Source organism: Bacteroides sp. M10, from assembly GCF_014334015.1.
GTDB lineage: Bacteria > Bacteroidota > Bacteroidia > Bacteroidales > Bacteroidaceae > Bacteroides > Bacteroides intestinigallinarum.
This window is the reverse complement of sequence record NZ_CP060488.1, coordinates 3,898,858-3,922,133: the sequence shown is the minus strand read 5'-3', so window position 1 is coordinate 3,922,133 and position 23,276 is coordinate 3,898,858. Positions and strand designations below refer to the sequence as shown.

At 35.9% G+C, this 23,276-nt stretch carries 20 protein-coding genes and 1 tRNA gene; 3 read left to right on the top strand and 18 right to left on the bottom strand.

Going from position 1 to position 23,276, the window contains the following annotated elements:
- Positions 1-20: 20 nt before the first annotated feature.
- Complete coding sequence (locus H8796_RS13965) at positions 21-860, bottom strand: hypothetical protein (RefSeq protein ID WP_117860530.1); 840 nt, start codon at positions 858-860, stop codon at positions 21-23.
- A 681-nt stretch (positions 861-1,541) separates the two neighbouring features.
- Positions 1,542-1,626, bottom strand: a tRNA-Ser gene (locus tag H8796_RS13960).
- A 133-nt stretch (positions 1,627-1,759) separates the two neighbouring features.
- Between H8796_RS13960 and H8796_RS13955 the strand changes: the two genes are divergently transcribed.
- The 3 genes from H8796_RS13955 to H8796_RS13945 all read left to right on the top strand — a co-directional run bounded on the left by H8796_RS13955 (position 1,760) and on the right by H8796_RS13945 (position 6,628).
- The gene (locus H8796_RS13955) at positions 1,760-4,261 is read left to right on the top strand and encodes an endonuclease MutS2 (RefSeq protein WP_117932095.1); all 2,502 of its coding nucleotides are present in this window, start codon (positions 1,760-1,762) and stop codon (positions 4,259-4,261) included.
- Between the two features lie 86 nt (positions 4,262-4,347).
- Positions 4,348-5,400 (top strand): magnesium/cobalt transporter CorA, encoded by a 1,053-nt coding sequence (gene corA / locus H8796_RS13950; RefSeq protein ID WP_004302250.1) that lies wholly within the window; start codon positions 4,348-4,350, stop codon positions 5,398-5,400.
- Between the two features lie 19 nt (positions 5,401-5,419).
- Complete coding sequence (locus H8796_RS13945; RefSeq protein WP_117932093.1) at positions 5,420-6,628, top strand: L-serine ammonia-lyase; 1,209 nt, start codon at positions 5,420-5,422, stop codon at positions 6,626-6,628.
- 64 nt (positions 6,629-6,692) lie between these two features.
- Here the strand turns inward: H8796_RS13945 and H8796_RS13940 are convergent, their stop codons facing one another.
- From H8796_RS13940 to H8796_RS13865, 16 genes are all read right to left on the bottom strand, one after another.
- The gene (locus H8796_RS13940) at positions 6,693-7,193 is read right to left on the bottom strand and encodes a PepSY-like domain-containing protein (protein ID WP_117932091.1); all 501 of its coding nucleotides are present in this window, start codon (positions 7,191-7,193) and stop codon (positions 6,693-6,695) included.
- A gap of 41 nt (positions 7,194-7,234) precedes the next feature.
- Positions 7,235-7,681 (bottom strand): PepSY-like domain-containing protein, encoded by a 447-nt coding sequence (locus H8796_RS13935; RefSeq protein WP_117971858.1) that lies wholly within the window; start codon positions 7,679-7,681, stop codon positions 7,235-7,237.
- Positions 7,682-7,799: 118 nt separating this feature from the next.
- On the bottom strand, positions 7,800-9,359 hold the full coding sequence (locus tag H8796_RS13930) for an ATP-binding protein (RefSeq protein ID WP_117932035.1): 1,560 nt from the start codon (positions 9,357-9,359) through the stop codon (positions 7,800-7,802).
- Between the two features lie 727 nt (positions 9,360-10,086).
- Positions 10,087-11,172 carry a glycosyltransferase family 4 protein gene (locus tag H8796_RS13925; RefSeq protein WP_117932033.1) on the bottom strand — a complete coding sequence of 362 codons (1,086 nt, stop codon included), beginning with the start codon at positions 11,170-11,172 and terminating at the stop codon, positions 10,087-10,089.
- A gap of 31 nt (positions 11,173-11,203) precedes the next feature.
- Complete coding sequence (locus H8796_RS13920; protein WP_117971856.1) at positions 11,204-12,271, bottom strand: radical SAM/SPASM domain-containing protein; 1,068 nt, start codon at positions 12,269-12,271, stop codon at positions 11,204-11,206.
- Between the two features lie 30 nt (positions 12,272-12,301).
- Positions 12,302-13,288, bottom strand: coding sequence for an acyltransferase (locus H8796_RS13915; RefSeq protein WP_117932028.1), 987 nt, complete (start codon positions 13,286-13,288; stop codon positions 12,302-12,304).
- Entirely contained in the window at positions 13,285-14,463 is a 1,179-nt protein-coding gene (locus H8796_RS13910; RefSeq protein ID WP_117932026.1) for a glycosyltransferase, read from the bottom strand. Before H8796_RS13910 ends, H8796_RS13915 begins: the two co-directional genes overlap by 4 nt.
- A gap of 70 nt (positions 14,464-14,533) precedes the next feature.
- Positions 14,534-15,631, bottom strand: coding sequence for a glycosyltransferase (locus H8796_RS13905; RefSeq protein ID WP_233530423.1), 1,098 nt, complete (start codon positions 15,629-15,631; stop codon positions 14,534-14,536).
- 201 nt (positions 15,632-15,832) lie between these two features.
- Positions 15,833-16,957 carry a glycosyltransferase family 4 protein gene (locus tag H8796_RS13900; RefSeq protein ID WP_117932024.1) on the bottom strand — a complete coding sequence of 375 codons (1,125 nt, stop codon included), beginning with the start codon at positions 16,955-16,957 and terminating at the stop codon, positions 15,833-15,835.
- Positions 16,954-17,421, bottom strand: a complete 468-nt coding sequence (locus tag H8796_RS13895; RefSeq protein ID WP_117932023.1) for an HAD-IIIA family hydrolase — start codon at positions 17,419-17,421, stop codon at positions 16,954-16,956. The genes H8796_RS13900 and H8796_RS13895 overlap by 4 nt, the downstream gene beginning before the upstream one ends.
- A 1-nt stretch (position 17,422) precedes the next feature.
- Positions 17,423-18,124, bottom strand: a complete 702-nt coding sequence (locus H8796_RS13890; RefSeq protein WP_117932021.1) for a nucleotidyltransferase family protein — start codon at positions 18,122-18,124, stop codon at positions 17,423-17,425.
- Positions 18,125-18,132: 8 nt separating this feature from the next.
- Positions 18,133-18,777: an SIS domain-containing protein gene (locus tag H8796_RS13885; protein WP_199488049.1), complete on the bottom strand. Its 645-nt coding sequence runs from the start codon at positions 18,775-18,777 to the stop codon at positions 18,133-18,135.
- A 1-nt stretch (position 18,778) separates the two neighbouring features.
- Positions 18,779-19,822: a dehydrogenase gene (locus H8796_RS13880; RefSeq protein ID WP_117932019.1), complete on the bottom strand. Its 1,044-nt coding sequence runs from the start codon at positions 19,820-19,822 to the stop codon at positions 18,779-18,781.
- 56 nt (positions 19,823-19,878) lie between these two features.
- The gene (locus H8796_RS13875) at positions 19,879-21,084 is read right to left on the bottom strand and encodes an O-antigen ligase (protein WP_117932017.1); all 1,206 of its coding nucleotides are present in this window, start codon (positions 21,082-21,084) and stop codon (positions 19,879-19,881) included.
- 35 nt (positions 21,085-21,119) lie between these two features.
- Entirely contained in the window at positions 21,120-22,133 is a 1,014-nt protein-coding gene (locus H8796_RS13870) for a glycosyltransferase (protein ID WP_117932016.1), read from the bottom strand.
- Positions 22,134-22,135: 2 nt separating this feature from the next.
- A complete protein-coding gene (locus H8796_RS13865) occupies positions 22,136-23,275 on the bottom strand; it encodes a glycosyltransferase (RefSeq protein WP_117932014.1) in 1,140 nt (379 codons plus the stop codon).
- Position 23,276 lies beyond the last annotated feature (1 nt).

Below are 23,276 nucleotides of genomic sequence, written 5' to 3'. Positions count from 1 at the left end.
TAAGGTTAATACTGAATATGTTAAAAATCAAAAGTACCATGTTTATAAGAGGATCGAGAAGGTTTATAATAATCCTCACCCGGGGTCTGGGGTTGTATGAAATCCTGTCTGAATATTTCCGTAGGATTATCTGTAATCAAATTTGCATCATGGGTATATATGTTAAAATAACACTCTGGATCTGTTTTTTGGTTATATGGTCCTTCTCCCACAAAAGTGAATTTGTAAAAACCTATTTTTTCTCCGTCTTTTCTGACCGTAAGAAACCAGACATTACCAGTACTTATCGTTTTAAATCTCAATCCATTTAATGATGAATAAGTTTCCTCTATAAACTGATCATTCAAATATGTTTGTTTTTTACAAATAAAAGGCAATTCAAATTTCCCACCTTCAGCTGGTAGAACAAAAGGATTCTGTTCCGAATGGATTTTATACACAAATGTCAACTTCCCTTTATCTATAATTAGGGGAATTTTTTCTACTTTTATACCATTAATAGTAGAGTAAGAAATCTGTAGATCAACATTCAAAATTTTATCTTCCTTATTAATATTTGAGGTTATATTTAATACAACTTGATCACCCTTTATTTTTGTCTCTATATCAGAAAAAAGAGTTTTATCAAATTCTATCGAAACATCCTTGGGAATAATCGGAACCTCTGAATCTAAAATATCATCTATCAATGTTTTTTGAATAATTTTAAAAGTAATAGTACGTTTCTCCCCCAAACAACTAAATGGTTTAGATACGTTCTCACTTGGCAGCAACTGATATTTAAAAATTTTATTATTTTCTTCTTTTTCACAGGAAAATAATGCTAAGGAAACGAACAGAAGAATGAATATTTTTTTCATATTAATACAATTTAGTTTTTTGCAAATTAAAGGATTTTTCCTGTACAATAAAATACCAATTAATTGGTATTTTATTACAAATAACCATTCAATTTCATTATTATGCCCAAAGCATGAAAATAAAAGTATAACATACAAGAGCTGTAAACAAATCCACGATCAACACAATAAAATAAATCGTTTATGCATCTTTGCGATATGCATTTATGCAAAATCATACAAATTTCTTTATCAGTAAAATACCCATTAATTAGTATTTCATTGACAAAATGAAATGTACTTTAAAAGCCCAAAGTTATATTCAATTCATAACCTAAATGCCTATCCAATATAAAAATAATGCGTTTAGCACCAAGATACAAACAGAACAACACAAAATCAAGCTCTAAAGGAATGTATTACTATTATAAAAGACAGAATTATTCGGGAGATTCCCTACTCTAAAAAAGTTAAAGAAAGAAAATGATTCAAATAAATATTAGTATAACAATATCACCAACAACACAATATCCCCTTTTCAAATTATACAATAAATAATAGTTAAAGCAACTAAAGACAGTGCAAAGCCAAATAAGTAATAAAAGAGCAAAGTATTAAATAAAGCAAAAACACCCAATTTTACTTTTTAGGGTGTAAAATTGGGTGTCATTCTTGTAAATCACTGATTATCAGCATTTATTGCGGAGAGACAGGGATTCGAACCCCGGGTACCTCGCGGTACAACGGTTTTCAAGACCGCCGCAATCGACCACTCTGCCACCTCTCCAAAACTCCTTTATCAGAAGTGCTTTCCGTTGAAAGCGGTGCAAAGGTACGAATCATTTTTAAATCTGCAAACATTCTGATATTTTTTTCGCGAATTAATCGTATTTTTGCAGTTCATTAGTAAGAACAGAAATATGATATACCCTCAAAACTTTGAGCAAAAGATAGGATTCGACCAGATAAGACAGTTACTAAAAGATAAGTGCCTCAGTACTTTAGGTGAAGAAAGAGTTACAGACATGAACTTTTCCGAGCAACATGAAGAGGTTGAGGAGAAATTAAACCAAGTAACAGAGTTTGTCCGCATCATCCAGGAAGAGGACGGATTTCCCGATCAATTTTTCTTTGATGTCCGTCCTTCGCTAAAACGTGTGCGGATAGAAGGAATGTATTTGGACGAACAAGAATTATTTGACCTACGCCGTTCATTAGAAACCATCCGTGACATTGTACACTTTCTACATCGGAATGAAGATGAAGAAGAAAACAATACCCCCTACCCCAGCCTGAAACGACTGGCAGGAGATATTGCCGTGTTCCCGCAACTGATAGGGAAAATAGATGGCATCCTTAACAAATATGGAAAAATCAAGGATAATGCCTCTACCGAATTAGCCCGCATACGTCGCGAACTTGCCAGTACGATGGGAAATATTTCCCGTTCATTAAACAGCATCCTGCGTAGCGCGCAGTCCGAAGGATACGTGGACAAAGATGTAGCTCCCACCATGCGTGACGGACGTCTGGTGATTCCAGTTGCCCCCGGACTCAAGCGAAAAATCAAAGGTATCGTACACGATGAATCTGCCAGCGGAAAAACTGTGTTTATAGAACCGGCGGAAGTGGTAGAAGCCAACAACCGCATCCGTGAACTCGAAGGTGATGAACGACGTGAGATCATTCGTATCCTTACCGAGTTCTCGAATACCCTTCGTCCATCTATCCCGGAAATTCTTCAATCATACGAATTTCTGGCAGAGATAGATTTTATCCGTGCGAAAAGTTACTTCGCCATACAGACCAATAGTCTGAAACCCGCCGTAGAGAATGAGCAACTACTGGATTGGACAATGGCAGTGCATCCTTTATTACAACTTTCATTAGCCAAACATGGAAAGAAAGTTGTACCACTGGATATAGAGCTCGATCAAAAACAACGTATCCTTATTATATCCGGACCGAATGCCGGAGGTAAGTCCGTCTGTTTGAAAACAGTCGGTTTGCTGCAATATATGCTGCAATGCGGTATGCTGATTCCCTTGCACGAACGTAGTCATGCCGGTATATTCAGTAGCATCTTTATCGATATTGGTGATGAGCAATCTATTGAAGATGATTTGAGTACCTACTCTTCTCATTTGACCAATATGAAAATCATGATGAAGAGCTGTAACGAACGGAGCCTCATCCTGATTGACGAGTTCGGTGGAGGTACGGAGCCGCAAATCGGAGGTGCTATTGCCGAAGCTGTACTGAAACGTTTCAACCAGAAAGGAACATTTGGAGTCATCACTACCCACTACCAGAATCTGAAACATTTTGCCGAAGATCATGAAGGAGTAGTGAACGGAGCTATGCTTTACGACCGTCATCTCATGCAAGCACTTTTCCAATTACAAATCGGTAATCCGGGAAGTTCGTTCGCCGTAGAAATTGCACGAAAAATCGGACTACCGGAAGATGTCATCGCAGATGCTTCGGAAATCGTAGGAAGCGAATATATCAATGCAGACAAATACCTTCAGGACATTGTGCGCGACAAGCGTTACTGGGAAGGAAAACGTCAAACCATCCGCCAACGGGAAAAGCACATGGAAGAAACCATTGCCCGTTACCAGACAGAGATGGAAGAATTGCAAAAATCCCGGAAAGAGATTATCCGGCAAGCAAAAGAAGAAGCGGAACGCATGCTTCAGGAATCCAATGCCCGCATTGAAAATACGATTCGTACGATAAAGGAAGCGCAAGCCGAAAAGGAAAAGACGCGCCAGGCACGTCAGGAACTGACAGACTTCCGTACTTCTCTGGATGCATTGGCGTCTAAAGAGCATGAAGAGAAGATTGCAAAAAAAATGGAGAAACTAAAGGAGAAGCAAGAACGGAAGAAAAACAAGAAGAGCGAACCGAAAGCTGCAGTCTCTTCTCCATCAAGTGCCCCTAAAATAGTGCCGATTGCAGTAGGAGAAAATGTAAAAATCAAAGGACAGACAAGCGTCGGCCAAGTGATGGAAATCAGTGGTAAAAATGCGACTATTGCTTTTGGAAGCATAAAAACGACCGTAAAAATAGACCGTCTGGAACGTGCCAATCATACGCCCAAGACGGAAGGGATTGCAAAAAGCACCTTTGTCAGCAGCCAGACACACGATCAGATGTATGAAAAGAAGCTTAGCTTCAAACAGGACATTGATGTACGCGGAATGCGTGGGGACGAAGCCTTACAGGCAGTCACCTATTTTATTGATGACGCCATATTAGTCGGCATGGATCGTGTACGTATCCTTCACGGCACAGGAACGGGAATACTTCGTACACTTATCCGCCAATATCTGGCCACCGTACCGGGAGTCAGCCACTATGCCGACGAACATGTACAGTTTGGCGGTGCCGGAATCACAGTAGTCGATTTTGACTAACGCGTAAACAAAACGTTCAAAGAACTTGTTCTCATTTAGAAAACCACTACCTTTGTTACAGTGGTTTTCTAAAACGAGAATAAAGCATGAAGAATAATCTGTTAAGCGAAAAGCTTATTTATACAGGAGAAAGTCTTACTCCTACCCATTTACATCTTTGTACTTACAATGCTACCGAGATGCAGGAAAGTTCTAGTGATACTTTTCAAGCCATCAAAGGTACGCTAAACAACGATCAAATCAACTGGCTACAAATACACGGAATGAAAAACACAGAAACTATCCGGGAAATTTGCAGTCATTTCGAAATAGACTTCCTTGTCTTACAAGATATATTAAATGCGGATCATCCGACCAAGATAGAAGAACATGATAAATACATTGTCCTGATCTTAAAGATATTCTATCCGAACGAACATAAAGAAGAAAATGAACTGGACGAACTGCTCCAACAGCAAGTCTGCCTTATCATAGGAAATAATTATGTACTGACTTTCCTCGAAAAAGAAACTGATTTCTTTGATGATGTCAGTTCTGCCTTGCGTAATGATGTTCTGAAGATACGCAGCCGTCAAACAGATTATCTACTTAGCGTACTGCTCAACAGCGTGATGGGAAACTACATTTCAACCATCTCTTCCATCGATGACGCACTCGAAGATTTGGAAGAAGAATTGCTAACCATCACCAGCGGAGACGACATCGGTATCCAGATTCAGGCATTACGACGCCAATATATGCTAATGAAAAAAGCAATTCTCCCCTTAAAAGAACAATATATAAAGCTACTGAGGGCAGAAAACCTGCTCATCCATAAAGTGAACCGTGCTTTTTTCAATGATGTAAACGACCACTTGCAATTTGTATTACAAACCATCGAAATCTGCCGGGAAACGCTTTCTTCATTAGTCGATCTTTATATCTCCAATAATGATTTGCGTATGAACGATATCATGAAGAGGCTGACCATCGTATCCACTATTTTTATCCCTTTGACATTTCTGGTTGGAGTATGGGGAATGAATTACAAATGGATGCCGGAACTGGAATGGCAGTACGGGTATTTATTTGCCTGGATTATAATGGCAATTATCGGTATTATTGTATATTTGTACTTCAGAAAAAAGAAATGGTATTAACAAAAACACATCATTAGTCATGAAATCAATTAAAGAGCTATATAGAATAGGTACAGGACCTTCCAGTAGCCACACAATGGGACCACGCAAAGCTGCCGAAATGTTTCTGGAACGTCATCCGGATGCCGCATCTTTTAAAGTAACCCTTTACGGCAGTTTAGCAGCTACAGGCAAAGGGCACATGACGGATGTAGCTATTATAGACACTTTACAACCCATCGCTCCGGTAGAAATTGTATGGCAGCCCAAAGTCTTCCTACCGTTCCATCCCAACGGAATGACATTTGCAGCTCTGGACAGTAATGATAAAGTGCAGGAAAACTGGACTGTTTACAGTATTGGCGGCGGTGCACTGGCAGAAAATAATGATAATCCGACCATCGAAAGTCCGGATGTATATGGCATGGAAAACATGACCGAAATACTTCAATGGTGTGAAGATACCGGAAAAAGTTATTGGGAATACGTGAAGGAATGTGAGGAAGAAGATATATGGGATTATCTGGCTGAAGTGTGGGCCACCATGAAAGATGCCATTCACCGTGGACTGGAAGCGGAAGGAGTACTTCCCGGCCCACTCAACCTTAGACGAAAAGCTTCTACCTATTATATACGTGCTACCGGATATAAACAATCCCTCCAATCAAGAGGACTTGTTTTTTCTTATGCTTTGGCAGTAAGTGAGGAAAATGCTTCCGGTGGAAAAATTGTGACCGCTCCTACCTGTGGTTCCTGCGGAGTGATGCCTGCCGTACTATATCATCTCCAGAAAAGCCGTGATTTCAGTGATATGCGCATTCTACGCGCGTTAGCCACTGCCGGATTGTTTGGCAACATTGTCAAATTCAATGCATCTATTTCCGGAGCAGAAGTAGGTTGCCAGGGAGAAGTAGGCGTTGCCTGCGCAATGGCTTCGGCTGCCGCTAATCAATTATTCGGAGGTAGCCCGGCACAGATTGAGTATGCAGCAGAAATGGGATTGGAACACCATCTGGGAATGACTTGCGACCCGGTATGCGGATTGGTACAAATTCCCTGCATCGAACGAAATGCATACGCCGCTGCACGTGCGCTGGATGCTAATCTTTATTCAGCTTTCACCGATGGTATGCACCGTGTCTCTTTCGACAAAGTTGTGCAAGTAATGAAACAAACCGGACACGACCTTCCATCACTTTACAAAGAAACAAGTGAAGGAGGGTTAGCTAAGGATTATAAACAAATGTAATTATAAAAAACAACGGGCTATTCCTTTTATAGAAATAGCCCGTTTTGATTTTTATGATTAAAAACTATTCAATCGGCGGCCAATTTGTATCGTCTCCATTGCTAATATCTTTTTCATGTAGCAATCCGCCTTCCTGTAAGAAATAAAGCGCATAGCGTTGGCTACCTTGCTTCACTTGAATCACAGACTCCATCGGATTTTGTGGAAAAGTCAACACATACACATCCGTCACTACCCATGCATTATACTTGGAATCCATGAAAGCCGTATAAACTGCCGGCACCAGCTGGTCTATGCTATTCAGTTCATTTTCCGTCATCACCCAATTGGCATTGGCATCAAACCAAACCTCTAGTTCGTCATTACTTACCCAACAGTCAGCTACATAATAGGCACCTTTCATCTCCCATTCTACATTCTGGGCAGCCGGATATACCTGTTTTAAAGCTTCCGTAATATTACTGGGCGGAACAAAAGTATCATCATCGTCATTATCACATGCGCCAAACGAAAGAGCAGTCATCATCAATACCACTGCCCAAGCGCTAAACTTAAATCTCCACATAGCTATCTTCTTGTTTAGGTCTATTTATCACAAATCTTCAGTTAATCATCAGCCTTGATAAACTTTCCCTTCTTATCAAATTTGAAAGAAAGTCCGGTAGACAATTCTATTTCATATCCTTTGCGGTCACGTTCGACTTTGGTCACTCCTTCGTTCACAAAATTATGAGACTTCAAATAATTGACAGCAAATCCCGGAATAATACTAACAGGAACAACCTGTCCTTTCTTTGCACTTACCTCTTCCCAGTTGCCTTTACTGTCAAAATCAATTTCCGTACCATCCATCAATACTACTTCATACTTGATAGACTCCATCATATCTTTATCAATCTTGATATGAGCAATCTGTGGTTTTGTAAAATTACCATTGATAAAATTACGTGCCGGAAGCGGTAACTGATTCATGTCTTTGGTAATTACATCTTTTGCAAATGAAAACTGTACGGCTACAATAGCCAACACAAGTAAAGATAGAATTTTCTTCATAATCGTTATTCTTTTAGCATTAATACTATACTTTATTCTATGCTACAAATAACGATACAGATTCTGGAAAGATTTAGGAATATTATGAGTTTGCTCTTTTTTTGTATTCTTTAACCATCTATTCTATCTTCCATTCTCCTATTGTATACCGTTCACTATCAAAGTTTACGGCAACCTTTACTATCGGCAACCCGCATAAAGCAAAACGTTCAGGATAATTTTTCAAGTCAATCTGTTCCATCGCTTCATCCGCATTCTTATCCAGCTTTAATTCCATCACATACAATGTAGTCTTGGTGCGCAATACCATATCCACACGACCACGGGGAGTACGCACTTCCACATCTACATAGTTACCCAACAAACTGAATATGATATAAAACATCTGTTGATAATGACCCTCATATCGGGTGTTGTCGCAGTAAGGAATAGTAGACAAAAATGTTTGTAGACGACGCAACGCCGCATCCATATCACCATTCCGAATATCACGAGAGAGATAAGCCACCATCGTGGTAGTTTCCCGCGTTTTGCTGGCGACATAATTAGGTAAAAGACTCTTCATCAAACCCAACCGCACTTCCTTGTTAGGAATATCCAGTGTATACAAATCCAGAGTTTTATCATAATCCTTTATCGTAATATAGCCACTCTGATATAATAACGGGATAATATCAGTCATTGTTTCAGTAGGAGCATCGAAGGCAGAAACTTCGGCATGATTATTCCCGATTTCAGAAGGTTCTACATTGAATTTTTTTAGCATTTGTATCAAATATGTAGGCGTACCGCTGCCAAACCAATAAGAATCAATCTTCCCCTTTTCCATAGCTGTAAGCAGGCTAAAAGGATTATACATATCAGGAGACGGATAAGTGAAATGATAACCGTCATAATTCTCTTTCAATTCATTCATAGCTTCTTCCGAAGTTATCTCCATCCTCCTCGCCAATTCCTCCACATCTTCTTTCATCTGAGAGCGTATTTCGTCCTCACTAATACCACAAATGGCAGCATAAGGCTCATCCATACTAATATTCTCTATATTATTCAGCTCACTAAATATACTAAGTTGAGAAAATTTTGTTATACCGGTCAAAAATACATAACGCAGATAAGGGTCACAAGCCTTTAACGGACTATAAAAATTACGCATGATATTGCGCAATGTACCCAAATTATCATGTTCATGCACCACATCCAACAAAGGAGCATCATACTCATCTATAAGCACAACTACTTTTTTACCAGTCTGTTCATAAGCACATTTAATAAGATTTGTCAAGCGCAAATTAGCATCCCCACCTTCCACATTAATTCCGTATGTACGCTCATAATCTGAAAGCATAAAATCCAGAAGACGTTCTAATCTGTCTTTATCCACATGCTTTGCCATACTCATGTCGAAATGCAGTACCGGGTACTCCGTCCATTCTTTCTCTAACTTCTCTATAGCTAATCCATGGAACAGTTCCTTACGACCCGAAAAATAACTGTGTAATGTAGAAGTGAGCAATGACTTTCCAAAACGCCGTGGACGGCTCAAAAACATATATCCGGAAGCTGAATGAGTCATCCTGTAAACATATGCTGTCTTATCAATATAGAGATAATTCCCTTCCCGTATCTTTGAAAATGTTTGTATCCCAAGTGGATATAATCTTTGCAAATCTTCCATATCTGTTAGTTTTGTTACAAAGCTACAAAAAAATATCAGATTTGCATTGATTATGCTCACTTCTTCTGTACACCAACCCCTTAAAACGCAATATACCAACCATCCTCACGGACAATCGGTATATTTCACATATAGATACATATCAGCTTTTAAGCCGATATGAGGGTCAAGTTAGAAATATACCGCTGTATTATTTCCAACCTGCAAAATGTAGGGATTTCATGAGTTCATCATGAATCTAGGGACCTACATATTCTTTTATATTTATAGCTTGTGATTCATTTTTAAATATCAACGATCTTCACAGACAGTTGATATAGTGGGAAATTCACATCGGCTTTAACCTCCGATGTCAGGGCGTAAATTAGAAATGTACCGTCGTACGATTTCCAATCCACAATGTAGGAGAATCATGCCTTTACAGCATGAAGCTAGGGACCTACATTTTTTTTCATCTCACATACGAAACACTCACGTGTTTATTACATCTCAACATTTTCAACATTTATTATATACCTAATTTATTTTTGTTCATTATATCATTTATTCTATCCACTTACTATCTTCAGTATGATATTTCATCACTCCTACCCATTTTATCATACAAGCCTCGATAAAATTATAAAGAGACATTTTACCCATTAAAGAAAGTTCTTGTAGCCTGAACGAATCGTTTTATCATACATATTATATTAGCACTAGCTAACTAATATTCTATTGGAAGATATTATTTTAATGCCAATCTATATACATCTACCACTTGTTTTGCTATCACATCCCAATTATATAAACTCATATCGTACTCTATCCGACACAGACCTTGTCCCATCTGCTTTTCCAGTTTTTTTTGTAGTTGCCCTACATCCCCTATTTTGAAATAACATGGATAAGGCAGTCCTACTTCCATATTTGCTGGAATATTGCTTACAATAACTGGCAACTTATAGCTCATCGCTTCCAATAATGCGATAGGCAACCCTTCATGTGAAGACGGAAGAACAAAACAACATGCATTAGTAAGTAAAGAATGTAATTTTCGTCCTTTTATGAAACCGGTTAATACAACTCCACATTCTCTCGACATTTTTTTTAAACTGCGTGAGTAATCATCCTCAAAATCCGTATCTCCTGCCAATACCAGTTTATAGTCATTTGCTCCTATTCCAGCAAAAGCTTCTACTAAGTGATGAAGTTTTTTTTCAGGGACAAACCGACACATACTTAAAATATACTTTCCTCTCTCAATCCCCAATTCATTAAAATACTCAGGAAAATCACAAACCTCAGGTTCCGGAACTCCATTGTAAATCAAATGACAGTCTTTTCTACCATATTTTCTCACTAAAAGATCATTAATGACTTCAGATATAACAATTACTTCATTAGCAAAAATCGTTCCCATACGCTCCCCTAATTTCAGCATTGTTTTAGCCCAAAAGCCCCATTTGTCACGATCATAATCAGGACCATGGTGAGTAAACACAACCTTTATTCCTAATAATCTAGCTATAGGTACAAGTAAAGCTGGACCAATAGCATGAATATGAACAATATCAGCATTTTGGGATTTAGCCTTAAGAATAGCTTTAAAAGTGTGTACGATTGCTTCAAACGATTTCTTCTTAGGAGTTTCTATATCAATCAACCTCACATGTTTGTATTCAGTCACGGTATCTTTCACATAACATTTTCGACGTATTATCGTTATATCAAAGCCCATTTCAGCAATTCGAGGAAATAACTCTTGGCAATGCGTTTCAACGCCGCCCAAAATATCAGGGATACCGCGAGTTCCGATAACGAAGATCTTCATTAAATTAGCATAAAGTATATGTATTCTATAATCAAAAAACGTCCCGCAAATCTCTTTGAGAAGGATCTTGTCCCACGTTATACCAACATTTGTCCAAACAAGCAGCTTTTCCCTGCAAACTCCGTAATTTATTTTTTAAAGCCCATTTCAGCGGATACTTTATATATTTATGCATCACAGGTGAAGCCGTTCCTACCATCCAGCAGTTTTTAGGGCAACGGCGTACCATTTGGCGTACTTGTTCTGCTTGTTCCCCTTCCCATATTTCTTTGAAATTGGGAGTCTCACGAATATTCCCCATACTCTTTTTCCAATACTTCTTTTCTAAACCATTACAGGGATAAATATCACCATAGGGCTCTACAAAAAAGTTCATTTCGCCAGCTTGACAGGGCAGCATACGCCGTGAACCTTCTATATAATTGATTAGTCCCATGTTGAAAAAAGCCCGCATCCATGATTTAGGATGTTTTTCTTTAAGTTGCAGATTTATCAGTTTTTCAAAATCCCCACAGACCTCCTCCTTATTAGTTATTACATTATCATCTTTGTGAAAATAATAAGAGTTATGAAAAGCAGCTGTGGCAAATTCCATACCCAAAGATCGGGATAGTTGATAAAGAGAAAGCATATCTTTAGAGTTGTTGTTGGAAACAGTACAACCGAAACCTATATCTTTCACACCCATATCTTTTAATGTAAGCAAAGTCCGAAGTCCTTTGTCGAAACCTCCCGCATGTCCTCTAAGCTCATCATTTTTACAACTAAGCCCTTCGATAGAAATGCGGATACCAATATTAGGAAATTTCTTAGCCAGGGCTATTACCCGGTCCTCATACCAACCAGAAGTCGATATAACCACGCGAGGAGATTTTGTGAAACACACTTCTACTATTTGATCCAGATCTTCACGAATGAACGGTTCGCCACCGGTTAGATTGATGAACTTTACAGAAGGTAACAATTGGATTTCTTCGGGAGTTATTTCCTTCCTTTTATCGGTCGGATGTTCCCATATATTACACATTTTACAGCGCATCGGACAACGATAAGTTGTGATGATGCACATATCCGTAGGTTGGGGAATATTAATTGACATTGTTTATATAATTAAAGAAATAGTAATATTTTATAGTCCAAAACATTGATGTATGAATGGGCTTTCTATTTTTTGAATCATCTTTGATATTAAAACAGGCATGTAAAGAGCTAACAATATACTCAACACATATAAAGGCCAGTATAATAATTCGTTATCTAATTTTGCATATAGAAATCTTATTCCCATTTGAAAAAACAGACCCATTAAAAAAATCTGAAAGGTATAATCCCTAAAACTTGAAAAGAGGCGAGTCCAATAATGGGATAAGAGTAAACATAAAGCAACAGAGAAAGCTATCCCTGTAAAGGTTAAGAAAATGACAGGAAGTACAAGTATATTAAAAAGGACAAAAAACATAAGAGAAACTACAAAAAAGCATTTTGTATCGGTATATTTATAAGCATCAAACTTAAAAAAGAGTAGCCCCGAATAAAAATAAACCAAATAATAAGCTACTTGCGAAAAACAAAGAATCTCTATATCTTTAGGAAAAAACAGATTCAATAATAATGCAGTTATCCACACACTTACTATACATTTATTCCACTGCAATGACCATTTAAAAACAGGATAAAAAAGAAATATTATAAAAAGAGTTATTATAAACCACATTTCTCCTAAAGGATTTGAAGCTGGATAAAGAATACTATTGATTATTTGTTTGAAAGACAGTTCGACTGGTCTTTTCATCAACGGATTAAATATATACTTCAGAACAAAAGTAGCTAGTGTGAAAAAGATGAAAGGAGCCAATAACCTCTTTGCCTTATCCCTGATAGTAACTCCGTATTTTTTACCTTTCCTGATTTTTGTATAATAAAATAAACCTCCTGATATAAACATAAATAAAGGCATATGAAAGCCGTAGATAATCCGTTCAACTTCTGTACTAACAGGAGTTGCCGGATTCTCGAATATATTGGTTAACGTGACATGTCCTATGACTACTAAGAGCATACTCCAGCCCTGCAAAATTGATATCCAATATATTTTAGCTTCTTTTCCTACATTCATTGCTGATACAGCTCTAATAATTCATTGTAATGTTTCTCAGATGAATAACGTATCTGAGAACTTTTTGCAAGTTGTTTATAATCTACATTTAATATAAACATCTTTTCGATTTTATTCTTCAAATCCATAATATTGCGACTTTCAAAACACATTCCATTTACTCCTTCTTTTATTAATTCAGGGATACCACCAATATTAGCTCCTAAAACTGGAGTACCCAGACATTGAGCTTCAATCACACTTAGAGGATTATTTTCATACCACTCTGATGGAACTACACTAAAACGTGCTTTACCCACTATTTCCTTTATTTCAGGCCATTCTTTATAACCTGTAAATTCAATATTTGCCCCTTTTGCTTTTTCTTTTAAAATATCTGCCAGTGGACCACCACCTATAATTTTCAAATGATAAGGAAGAGTCCGGGCAGCCTCTATCAATGTTTCGATTCCTTTCTCAAAAGATAACCTTCCTATGAAGCAATAGTAGTCCTCTTTATCATAAGAGTCTCTCCTAGTCCTTTCAATATCAATAAAATTACAAAGAATATACATCTTTTTTCTATCGAATTCACCTTGAGCCATTTTATGTTGCATAAACTGGCTTGGACAAATAAATGCATCCGTGTAACTTTCTAACTTTTCACGACTCCATTTCATCGCCTCTTTATATGCAAGCATACTTGCCAATTTGGAGTTTTTCATGCATTTATATTCCAAAACTTTATGTTTATCAGCAAAACACTCCTCACATACTTTATTCCCATTACGAAGACAATCATACCTTGGGCAAAGCAGTTTGTAATCATGCAACGTCCAAATAACTTTAATTCCTCGTTCATAAGCCAAACGAGCTATCACTGGTGATAATTGTGTATGAATATTATTCAGGTGTACCACATCCGGCTTGAAATCATTAAGTAAAGAATTAAATTTCCTCTTCACTTCACCTAAACCAAACATACGCATAAAAGTTTCGAGCATACCTACTCCGGGAGTAAACTTAATTTCATTAGGAAAATACCGTTTCCACTCAGTCTCAATATTCTCTGGATAATCCATAGCAAACACTGCCACATCGTGTCCATGGGTCTTAAGCAGTTGTTCAAGATTAAGCATATATATGCAATCACCACCGCGACGATAGTAAAACTTATTCACTAACAAAATTTTCATAATAGCTAATAAAGCAAAAGTTACTAATTAATACATAGTTCATCTTAGAGTAATAAACATAGTTGAAGAACTATTTTTGTCCAAATATTTCCAAGAAGAGTTTAGCAGAATGCATGTTTGTAAAATATTCTCTATACTTTATACAATTTCCTACATATTCTTCATTTTTGTCCACAAGCAACTTCATATCCATTTCATTCCAATTATCCTTAGCGATACCTAAATCATAGTTTATAATGTAATCTGAAGAAGCAGGTTTCAAATTGGTTAGGATGGGGGTACCAGATATAATAGCCTCAGGAATTGAAACCATATTTAAGTCTTTTCGAGTATTCACCAAAAAAGCCAATGACTCTCGGATATATTCATTCAACTTACTTTGCGACAAGAAACCAACAAACTCAATACAATTTTGCAATCCCAAATCATCAACAAGATGTTTTAAATTTGTTTCTTCTTCTCCTCTCCCAGCAATCAACAACTTGATATCCTCATAATTTCTCATTTGATGAAACTTTGCAAAAATATGAATAATACTATCCACATTTTTACGCAGGATTAGTTGTGAAGAACTGATAACTTGGCGCTTCTTTTTTGTAAATAACACAAATTTATCAATGTCAATGCCATGATCTACAATGATACTCGAAACACGAGGCATATAATGACTTACAAAGTCATATGCCATCCGAGAACGAGGTATTACAGCCATGATCTTCCGCATAAAGAATCGAGCAATAATGTTATACCATATCTTAGATGGGATCTGATACAACTTATTTTGATGTGTAGTGAGCTCCTGCCAAATCAATGTCTTCTTTGGGCACATCATTGCTGCATAAAGTGACTGAAATTGGAATACCTCACTAGAAATAATCATATCAAATTCTTTATGACATTCTTTGAGATATCGTTTCATCGTTTTACTATATGGTAATACAGATGGCTTACACAATTTTGTATAATCAGATGAAAAGAATCTCACATCAAAATCATAATCTTCTTCTCTTATAGGACGATATTCGTTTGCAGCTGCTAAAGTAACTTGATGCCCCAACTTTACAAATCCCATACATACCCCATATATCATTGTATCTTTTATTGTTTTCACTTGGGGAATATCCGTCTCTGCAGTAAAAAGAATACTGTTTAAAATAAGAATTTTCATTATTATTTAATCAAAAGATTCATTCTCACAATTATATCAACACTCAAAAGATCAATCAAGATTTATTATATAAATGTTCATATCCTCGGCAATGAAAAGAATTGGATTTATTATTAATATATTCATTATAGTTTTTTTATCTATTTTTCAAGTTAATCAGCAGCCTAATGTATGCCTTAGCGCGACTATATGCTAAAAATATTAGTTACATTTTATGAGTTCATTAAAAACTTTTATGTAATTATCCACTATAACCTCTTCTGAATATTGTTTATTCAATTCAATAGCTTTATCTTTTAAACGTTGATAATCAGTATTGGACATCCTTGAAACATTCTGCAATATTTCAATTAATGCATTATTATTATTAGAATCATATAAAATAGAATAGTCTGCATGTCCCAAGATATCTGCGAAACACGAATGATTAGCTGCAATGATTGGCAAACAGTAATTTATAGCTATCATTAAGGGACCAGACTGTGTAGCTTCTCGATATGGAAATATTGCCAAATCATGTTCATTATAGATTTGAGGAATTTCATCATTATTAATAAAATGCAATCTCAAACTATACTTATCATAACTTTTTATCAAGGATTTTAAGTACAATTCATTTTTAGGTGTACACTCACCCAAGAATGAAAGCCTAATGTTATTGATACCCATATTTAAGATTTTCTCAAAAGCATTAATCAGCAAATCATATCCCTTATAATATTGAATTGAACCAAAAAATAGAATTTTAATAGTTGAATTATCAAATATATGTTTTTCTCCTTTCGCTTCTCCAAAGTCTTTAATACTCATACCCACCATAGAGCTTTTCAATTTTGGATAGAGTTGCTTAAACACTCTATTTTGATTACTTGAAAATTGCAGAAACATATCACCAACAAATAAAGAAAAACGATATGATAAATGATAAAATATAGAATTCCTATTATCGGAATGTTGTATAACATCATGTACGCCAAAAGCTAAAGGTATTGATTTCGCTTTTATCAGATATGCTAATGAAAAATAAAAGTCAAAACAACAAGAGTATATTAAAGAAGGTGACAATTCTACGATCTCTGTAAAAGTCTTAAACATTAACTCAAGCACCTTAAAACTCCTTCTTCTGTTAGTAATATGAAGCATATGTAACTTCACTCCACTATTTTTTACAAAATCAGCATAAAAAGGTACCGGATACGGATCATGTGGCTGATGCAATACATACCAATGAACACTATATTCTTTTTGGAGTTGCTTTACTACTGTGACATCCGTATCAGTAAAGCAGCCCATTCCAAAATAAATAATTGTATTTTTTTGATTCATACTCTAACACCTCTAATTCCACAATTTTCAGCAAACTTCATGTCATTATCACTATCTCCAATCATCAAACAACGCTCTTTGACAATCTCTGAATAATCACGTATTATATCCAGAAACATACCGTTTCCTGGTTTCCTTCGGTTATCTTCTTCCGTTAATGCAGTACAATAATAGATCTTATCTATTCTTCCTTTATGAGCAATAATCTCTTCACACATTCTTTGATGAATTTTCAATAAATCTTGTTCACTCATCACACCTTTACCGACCCCTCTTTGATTAGTAACAATGAATATATATTTGAAATGCTTACTCCATTTGCTCAAGGCTTCAAATATTCCGGGCACAAATTCAAATTCTTCCCAACATTTCACATAATCGTTCGAGCGAAGTTTATTAATCACTCCGTCACGGTCAAGTAATAAAGTATCATAGCCTGATATATCAATATCTTTCAGTTGCATATTAAAACATCGTTTTAAAATCGTCATTAGCTTGTTTGTAATCCTCCGGTACACCAATATCTCTGAAATATCCATTCGAAATCACCCCATAAAGATTACCATATTGACACTGTTTTTCCATCACTGCAGATTCAAAAGAAAATTTTTCAGGTTGATTATCCAGAGACAGTTTTAACTTATCAATCACATATACGCCTCCATTAATTAGTCCCTGTTTACAATAAACCTTCTCATGAAAAGCTATAATACGCCCATCACCGGAATATTCCACAGCACCATAGCGATCGAACTCTGTCATCGGCTTAAGAGCAACAGTTAAGCTACTATCCATACGCCTATGCTCTTCCATTAGATGTATCAAATTCACATCAAAAAATGTATCTCCATTCAATATTATCACCTCATTTGCCACAGATTGCTGTAATGCCAATCTAATACCACCGCCTGTACCAAGAGGAACCTTCTCAACTGCATAATCAAACGCAAAAGGAAACTCATTTCTCACTTCATCGATCCATTTATAAATAACCTCCCGTAAATAACCTACAGATAGAATTACATGAGTCACATTATATCTTGTTAGATATTTTAATATATACCACAAAAAAGGCTTACCTGCAACCGGAGCCATACATTTGGGCACCTTATCCACAACACTGCGCAGCCTTGTCCCAAGCCCGCCAGCCAATATTATAACTTCCATAAGATTGTTTATCCAAAGAATTTTTCTTCCAACATTAAGCACAAACAGTGATATACAGGCAAATGCAATTCTTGTACCATATATGTTTCTGTTTCTGGAACTTGAATACAGATGTCCGCTAAAGCTGATAGTTTACTATCTTTAGCACCAGTAAGTCCTACTACCTTCATCCTTTTTGATTTGGCTGTAACTGCCGCATAAAGAATATTCTTGCTAGTTCCTGAAGTAGATATTCCAAACAGCACATCACCCTGTTTGCCGAGTCCATTCACTTGTTGAGCAAAACAAAGCAATGGGTCACAGTCATTCATATAGGCTGTAAAAAGCGCAGGATGCCCTTCCAATGTTATTGCCGGTAATGCACCTTGCAAATTTTCAGCTAAGACCCCACCCATGTCCGGATCTATTTTTTGTAAGTTATCAACCTCGTTTGATAATAATTTTCGGGAAATCTTAAATCCTTTCATCAGTTCGCCCACCATGTGCTCTGCATCAGCTGCACTGCCTCCGTTACCACATATTAACATTTTTCCCTCTTTACTATAGGTATCATCCAACAGGTCAAAAGCATCTATTATATCATTCTTGCAACACTCAAGCACAGGATATCGTTCCATTAGTAAATCTATATGCTTCATCAACTTTTGTTCCATATCATTTCACTTTATCTGTAGAATAAATTTTCCATCCATGAGCACCTCCCTCAGTAAATTGAAAAGGCATAACAAAACCATCAAGTCTGTTCAACGCATCAATTACTTCCTTTTTACGAGTTGGCTCAACCATCAACATCACAAAACCTCCACCACCGGCACCACTAACTTTCCCTGCAAGTGCCCCGGCAGACATGGCTGTATCAAATACATTTTGAATCATCGGATTGGTTATAGCATCTGCCATTTTTTTCTTATCTTCCCAACCTTCTCCGAGAATGCGAGCAAATTCTTGCATATCACCTTTCAATAATGCAAATTTCATATCAATAGCACTTTTCTTAATCCTATGCATAGCTTCTATTGCTTTTTCATTGCCAGAAGAAGTGTTCTTCTTTTGTTGGTCAATAATTGCCGCACTACTGCGAGAAGCACCTGTAAAATAGAGCACCATAGACGCTTCCAACTCATCAACTATCCAGCGCTTAATCTTGAGAGGATTAACTATTACAAGATCACTCTGAAGAAACTCCATATAGTTGAACCCCCCAAAAGCTGCTGCATATTGATCCTGTTTTCCTCCAGAAAGATTCAAGTCCTTTCTCTCGATCTCATAAGCTAAACGAGATGTTTCATAATCACCTAGCGGTAATCCTAGCCACTCTATAAAAGCTTTCAAAACGCACACCACCATAGCTGATGATGTCCCAAGCCCGGAGCCAGCCGGAGCATCGTTATAGGTTGTGATTTTAAAACTACGAGGGCTAATATCGAAATCTCTTATCACACGATTATACACACCTTTAATAAGACTAGCCTCTCCATCAATATTCAAATACTCGCCCTTTGGGAAACTTTTATGACAATGAGAATCATCACTATCAATAGTAATCATACCGTCATCAGTTTCTTCTATAGTACAATATGTGTAAAGATTGATTGTTGCATTTAGTATCAACCCACCATAAATATCACTATATGGTGATACATCACTACCACCTCCTGCAAGACCTAACCGCAGAGGAGCTTTACTTCTTACTATCATGGATAATAATAAAATTATTTTATCGTATATAAATTCAAGAACTATTATTTAATCAGTTAATTTGGTTCTGAAGTAATAAGTACATCTTTTGCTTCATATTTATTATTCAGAATAACAGCTAAAAGCATCAACATTACCATACCTCTATTATGAGTAAATGTGCTATCCACAATAGATTCGATTATGAAAAAAATAAAAATTAGAATTGTCAATTTAAACAATAATTCATTATTATAGATCTCAAAATTTGTTTTCGCAATCTTTAAAAGACGAAACCAAAAACATACAAAAAGCACGAATCCAACATATCCAAATTGAGCAAATACAGGGAAATAAGAATCACTGATATATAGTCCTCTACCGATCTCTGGACTTATATATAAATCATAAGTATAATAAAGTGGCGAATAGTATTCAGCAGACGCAAATGTTGCATAACTACCAAAGCCTGTACCAAAAAAAGGAAAATCATTGAGAATATCTATAGCTTTTACATAGAGTAAAGGGCGAGCAAACATATTATCCGCAAACAATCCATCAATAAAATAGAACTCAATTTTTTCTTTTGCAACATAAATGACAGCTATTATCATAAATGAAAACAAAATCACCATTTTCAAAGAGACTAACTTCTTTACTGAAACTTTCTTCCATAAAAACATAACACAAACAAATGCAATATAGAAACCAAACATTTTAGATCGCAATGACAACAAACCTATTGAATATATCACCAATGTTATATACAATTTTCTCTTGTACTGTCTTGCATAAATAATATAGGTGGTGCCTAATACAATCATGATAGTCGCATATCTTGAATATCCACCAAACTGATCCATCAATGGACCTCCACCTGGATTTAATAAACCAACAGGAAGTAAAAGGAATGCACAGACTAAGCTCAATTTAGCAATTTTCTTTTCATGTTTTTCACTAATTCTAAAATTTAAACTATAGACAGCATAAAATGCAATAAAAGGTTTAACCTGAATAAAAAAGTCTGTAAAAATTGCGGGTAAAATATTATGCTGATCATATATACTATGAGCTAAATAAAAAATAGCAAGGCATAAGAAAAATAAAAATTCTCGTTTTATACGTTTTGGATTAAGTAATAAATAAAAAAATAGAATAACAGCCAATATTTCATCTGTATAGCTAAAGCCTAAATTAAACTGTATAACATCATAAAATACAACACCGAATAATAAACCCAATATTAGAATATAATAGTTCAATCTTAAGTTAGTGATCTTCATCCTCACAATAAGGTATTTAAATCATAATGATTCTATTAATTAAAACTATCAACTATATTCTTTACCACCATAGCAAACTTCAAGCTATCATTTTCTCGCCCAAACTTTTTTATATTCCGACTCATCTCTTTCAAGGTATCAGGATGTTCTATACAATATGTTATCTTCTCGGTTAAATCATTCAAATCCCCCACATTATAGACCAGTCCCAATTTAAATTTCATTACATTCTCTGCCATCAATGTATTTGATGCTACAATGCACGGCATACCCAATGCAGTAGCGTCACAAAAACTCGTATTACCAATAGGCCCCAATAACTCTTCTGAAGGGAAAGTGGGTATTACCATTATCGAACACTTACATAAAAGTTCGACCATCTTCTTGTCATTCAATACATTCTGTTTGCATATTTCGACGTATTGATTGTCGTCTGTAAAATTAGATGGAATATGCTTTTCATCTGACACAATTACCGTATGCACTTTTGCATAAGTAGCCGCATCAACAAGCAAATTATGATCTCTGTTAGTACGACCATTACTAATCAGAATTGGCTCATCAAAATTTAAGTCTATTTGTGGATAAAAAGATAGATCAGGCCCCCATACACACAAACTCATTTTATCTGCTTGCGTGGGAAACATACGGCACATCTTTTTATAATAATACTCACACTCAAAAATAATATGATCGTATTTACAATACTTTAGTCTTTTCTCAAATGGAGGATGATGAAACACTAACATATAATAAGGTTTGAACATGTGAAAACGGTTCAGAAAGCCAAAATATCGTTGTTCACATCCCAATGCATCATACACTATATCAAACTTGAATGAAAGTATATATAATTTCAAGAATTGAAAAAACTCTTTCAAATAATATTCTTTGCTATTTTTAGGGAATATTTTACAAAAATAATAATACACCTCGTAATCAGGATCTTCATTCAGAAATTCCATTCCAAACTGATGGTGACCTGGCATGACATGCTGTTTATATGGTGTCAAACAATCATAGTTATTGATAAACAATATTTTCTTCATTTTTATAACGTATTTAGCATATCAATCCACTGCTTGATTATATTTTCCGGAATAAATCTTGCTGTAGATATATAAGCCTTCTTAGACATATCAGCCCACATCATTTCATCACTCATCAATCTGTCCAGCTTATCAGCGAAAACTTCTATGTCATTATTGGGTGAAATAAATCCGTTTTCTTGGTCCGCAATAATGTCTGGTAATGAATCAAAAGAATACATTACTATAGGCACGCAATTATTCTGCATAGCTTCATTTATGACTAGCCCCCATCCCTCAAAAGCCGATGTCATAATCAGGATCTTTGCCCGCTTATAGTATTGCAAGCTCTCTGTTTTTCCTGTAAGTACAACATTAGGAATGTTATTATCCTGAATGAAATTTTCTATCAAACCTCTGTCTTCACCATCTCCAACAATGTAATATTTCCAATCAGGATGCTTATCAGCCACTATAGACCATATTTTCAAAGACAACAAGACTCTTTTATTAGGCTCTGATAAACGTCCTACATGGATAACCATATTCTCCTTTGTACCATTAAATTCCTCACGCATATATGACAATGGATTATTTATTGCCATGATTTTATCATTTTGAGGAAGATATTTCTTAAATGTATTAGAAAGAAGAATATACTTATCAGACTTCAATAAATTGAATTTATGATTCTTTCTTCTATTATGATTTTGATATTTCAAATACAACGGAAAAAAAAGATTTTTCAAGAAGCGTCTCAATCCACTTCCTTGTTGAGCCATCAGATATATATACTCTTTTTTGTATACAATGTCACCATGATGGATAGTAACTAATTTTATATTTGTATTCTCTTTTGCTTCTGAGCACAATTTTACAGCTTCTTTTATTGAATCATTATTGATAATGTAATCAATTTCATTATCTATGAGATAAGAGTGTAAAGTCCTTATATTTTCTTGGCATGCTACATTCTTATGGGGAAGAATACTGCACTTCACTTGTTTATCCAGATAGAACATTGGCACATCCAAACTCTTCTCTATGCTTACTATATGAACATCATAGCCATTAGTTATGAATGAGTTAGCTAAAATTGTAAAGACTCGTTCGGTTCCACCCACAGAAGGAAAAAATCGAAAAAAGATCAGTATATTTTTCATA

Excerpts from the sequence above, each read along its gene's own strand:
- H8796_RS13880 (WP_117932019.1), bottom strand. The coding sequence starts at position 19,822 with ATGATAGTAAGAAGTAAAGCTCCTCTGCGGTTAGGTCTTGCAGGAGGT.
- H8796_RS13930 (WP_117932035.1), bottom strand. The coding sequence starts at position 9,359 with ATGGAAGATTTGCAAAGATTATATCCACTTGGGATACAAACATTTTCA.
- H8796_RS13940 (WP_117932091.1), bottom strand. The coding sequence starts at position 7,193 with ATGTGGAGATTTAAGTTTAGCGCTTGGGCAGTGGTATTGATGATGACT.
- H8796_RS13875 (WP_117932017.1), bottom strand. The coding sequence starts at position 21,084 with ATGAAGATCACTAACTTAAGATTGAACTATTATATTCTAATATTGGGT.
- H8796_RS13885 (WP_199488049.1), bottom strand. The coding sequence starts at position 18,777 with ATGGAACAAAAGTTGATGAAGCATATAGATTTACTAATGGAACGATAT.
- H8796_RS13955 (WP_117932095.1), top strand. The coding sequence starts at position 1,760 with ATGATATACCCTCAAAACTTTGAGCAAAAGATAGGATTCGACCAGATA.
- H8796_RS13870 (WP_117932016.1), bottom strand. The coding sequence starts at position 22,133 with ATGAAGAAAATATTGTTTATCAATAACTATGATTGTTTGACACCATAT.
- H8796_RS13915 (WP_117932028.1), bottom strand. The coding sequence starts at position 13,288 with ATGAATGTAGGAAAAGAAGCTAAAATATATTGGATATCAATTTTGCAG.
- corA (WP_004302250.1), top strand. The coding sequence starts at position 4,348 with ATGAAGAATAATCTGTTAAGCGAAAAGCTTATTTATACAGGAGAAAGT.
- H8796_RS13920 (WP_117971856.1), bottom strand. The coding sequence starts at position 12,271 with ATGTCAATTAATATTCCCCAACCTACGGATATGTGCATCATCACAACT.
- H8796_RS13900 (WP_117932024.1), bottom strand. The coding sequence starts at position 16,957 with ATGAATCAAAAAAATACAATTATTTATTTTGGAATGGGCTGCTTTACT.
- H8796_RS13905 (WP_233530423.1), bottom strand. The coding sequence starts at position 15,631 with ATGAAAATTCTTATTTTAAACAGTATTCTTTTTACTGCAGAGACGGAT.
- H8796_RS13865 (WP_117932014.1), bottom strand. The coding sequence starts at position 23,275 with ATGAAAAATATACTGATCTTTTTTCGATTTTTTCCTTCTGTGGGTGGA.
- H8796_RS13910 (WP_117932026.1), bottom strand. The coding sequence starts at position 14,463 with ATGAAAATTTTGTTAGTGAATAAGTTTTACTATCGTCGCGGTGGTGAT.
- H8796_RS13895 (WP_117932023.1), bottom strand. The coding sequence starts at position 17,421 with ATGCAACTGAAAGATATTGATATATCAGGCTATGATACTTTATTACTT.
- H8796_RS13935 (WP_117971858.1), bottom strand. The coding sequence starts at position 7,681 with ATGAAGAAAATTCTATCTTTACTTGTGTTGGCTATTGTAGCCGTACAG.
- H8796_RS13945 (WP_117932093.1), top strand. The coding sequence starts at position 5,420 with ATGAAATCAATTAAAGAGCTATATAGAATAGGTACAGGACCTTCCAGT.
- H8796_RS13925 (WP_117932033.1), bottom strand. The coding sequence starts at position 11,172 with ATGAAGATCTTCGTTATCGGAACTCGCGGTATCCCTGATATTTTGGGC.
- H8796_RS13890 (WP_117932021.1), bottom strand. The coding sequence starts at position 18,124 with ATGGAAGTTATAATATTGGCTGGCGGGCTTGGGACAAGGCTGCGCAGT.
- H8796_RS13965 (WP_117860530.1), bottom strand. The coding sequence starts at position 860 with ATGAAAAAAATATTCATTCTTCTGTTCGTTTCCTTAGCATTATTTTCC.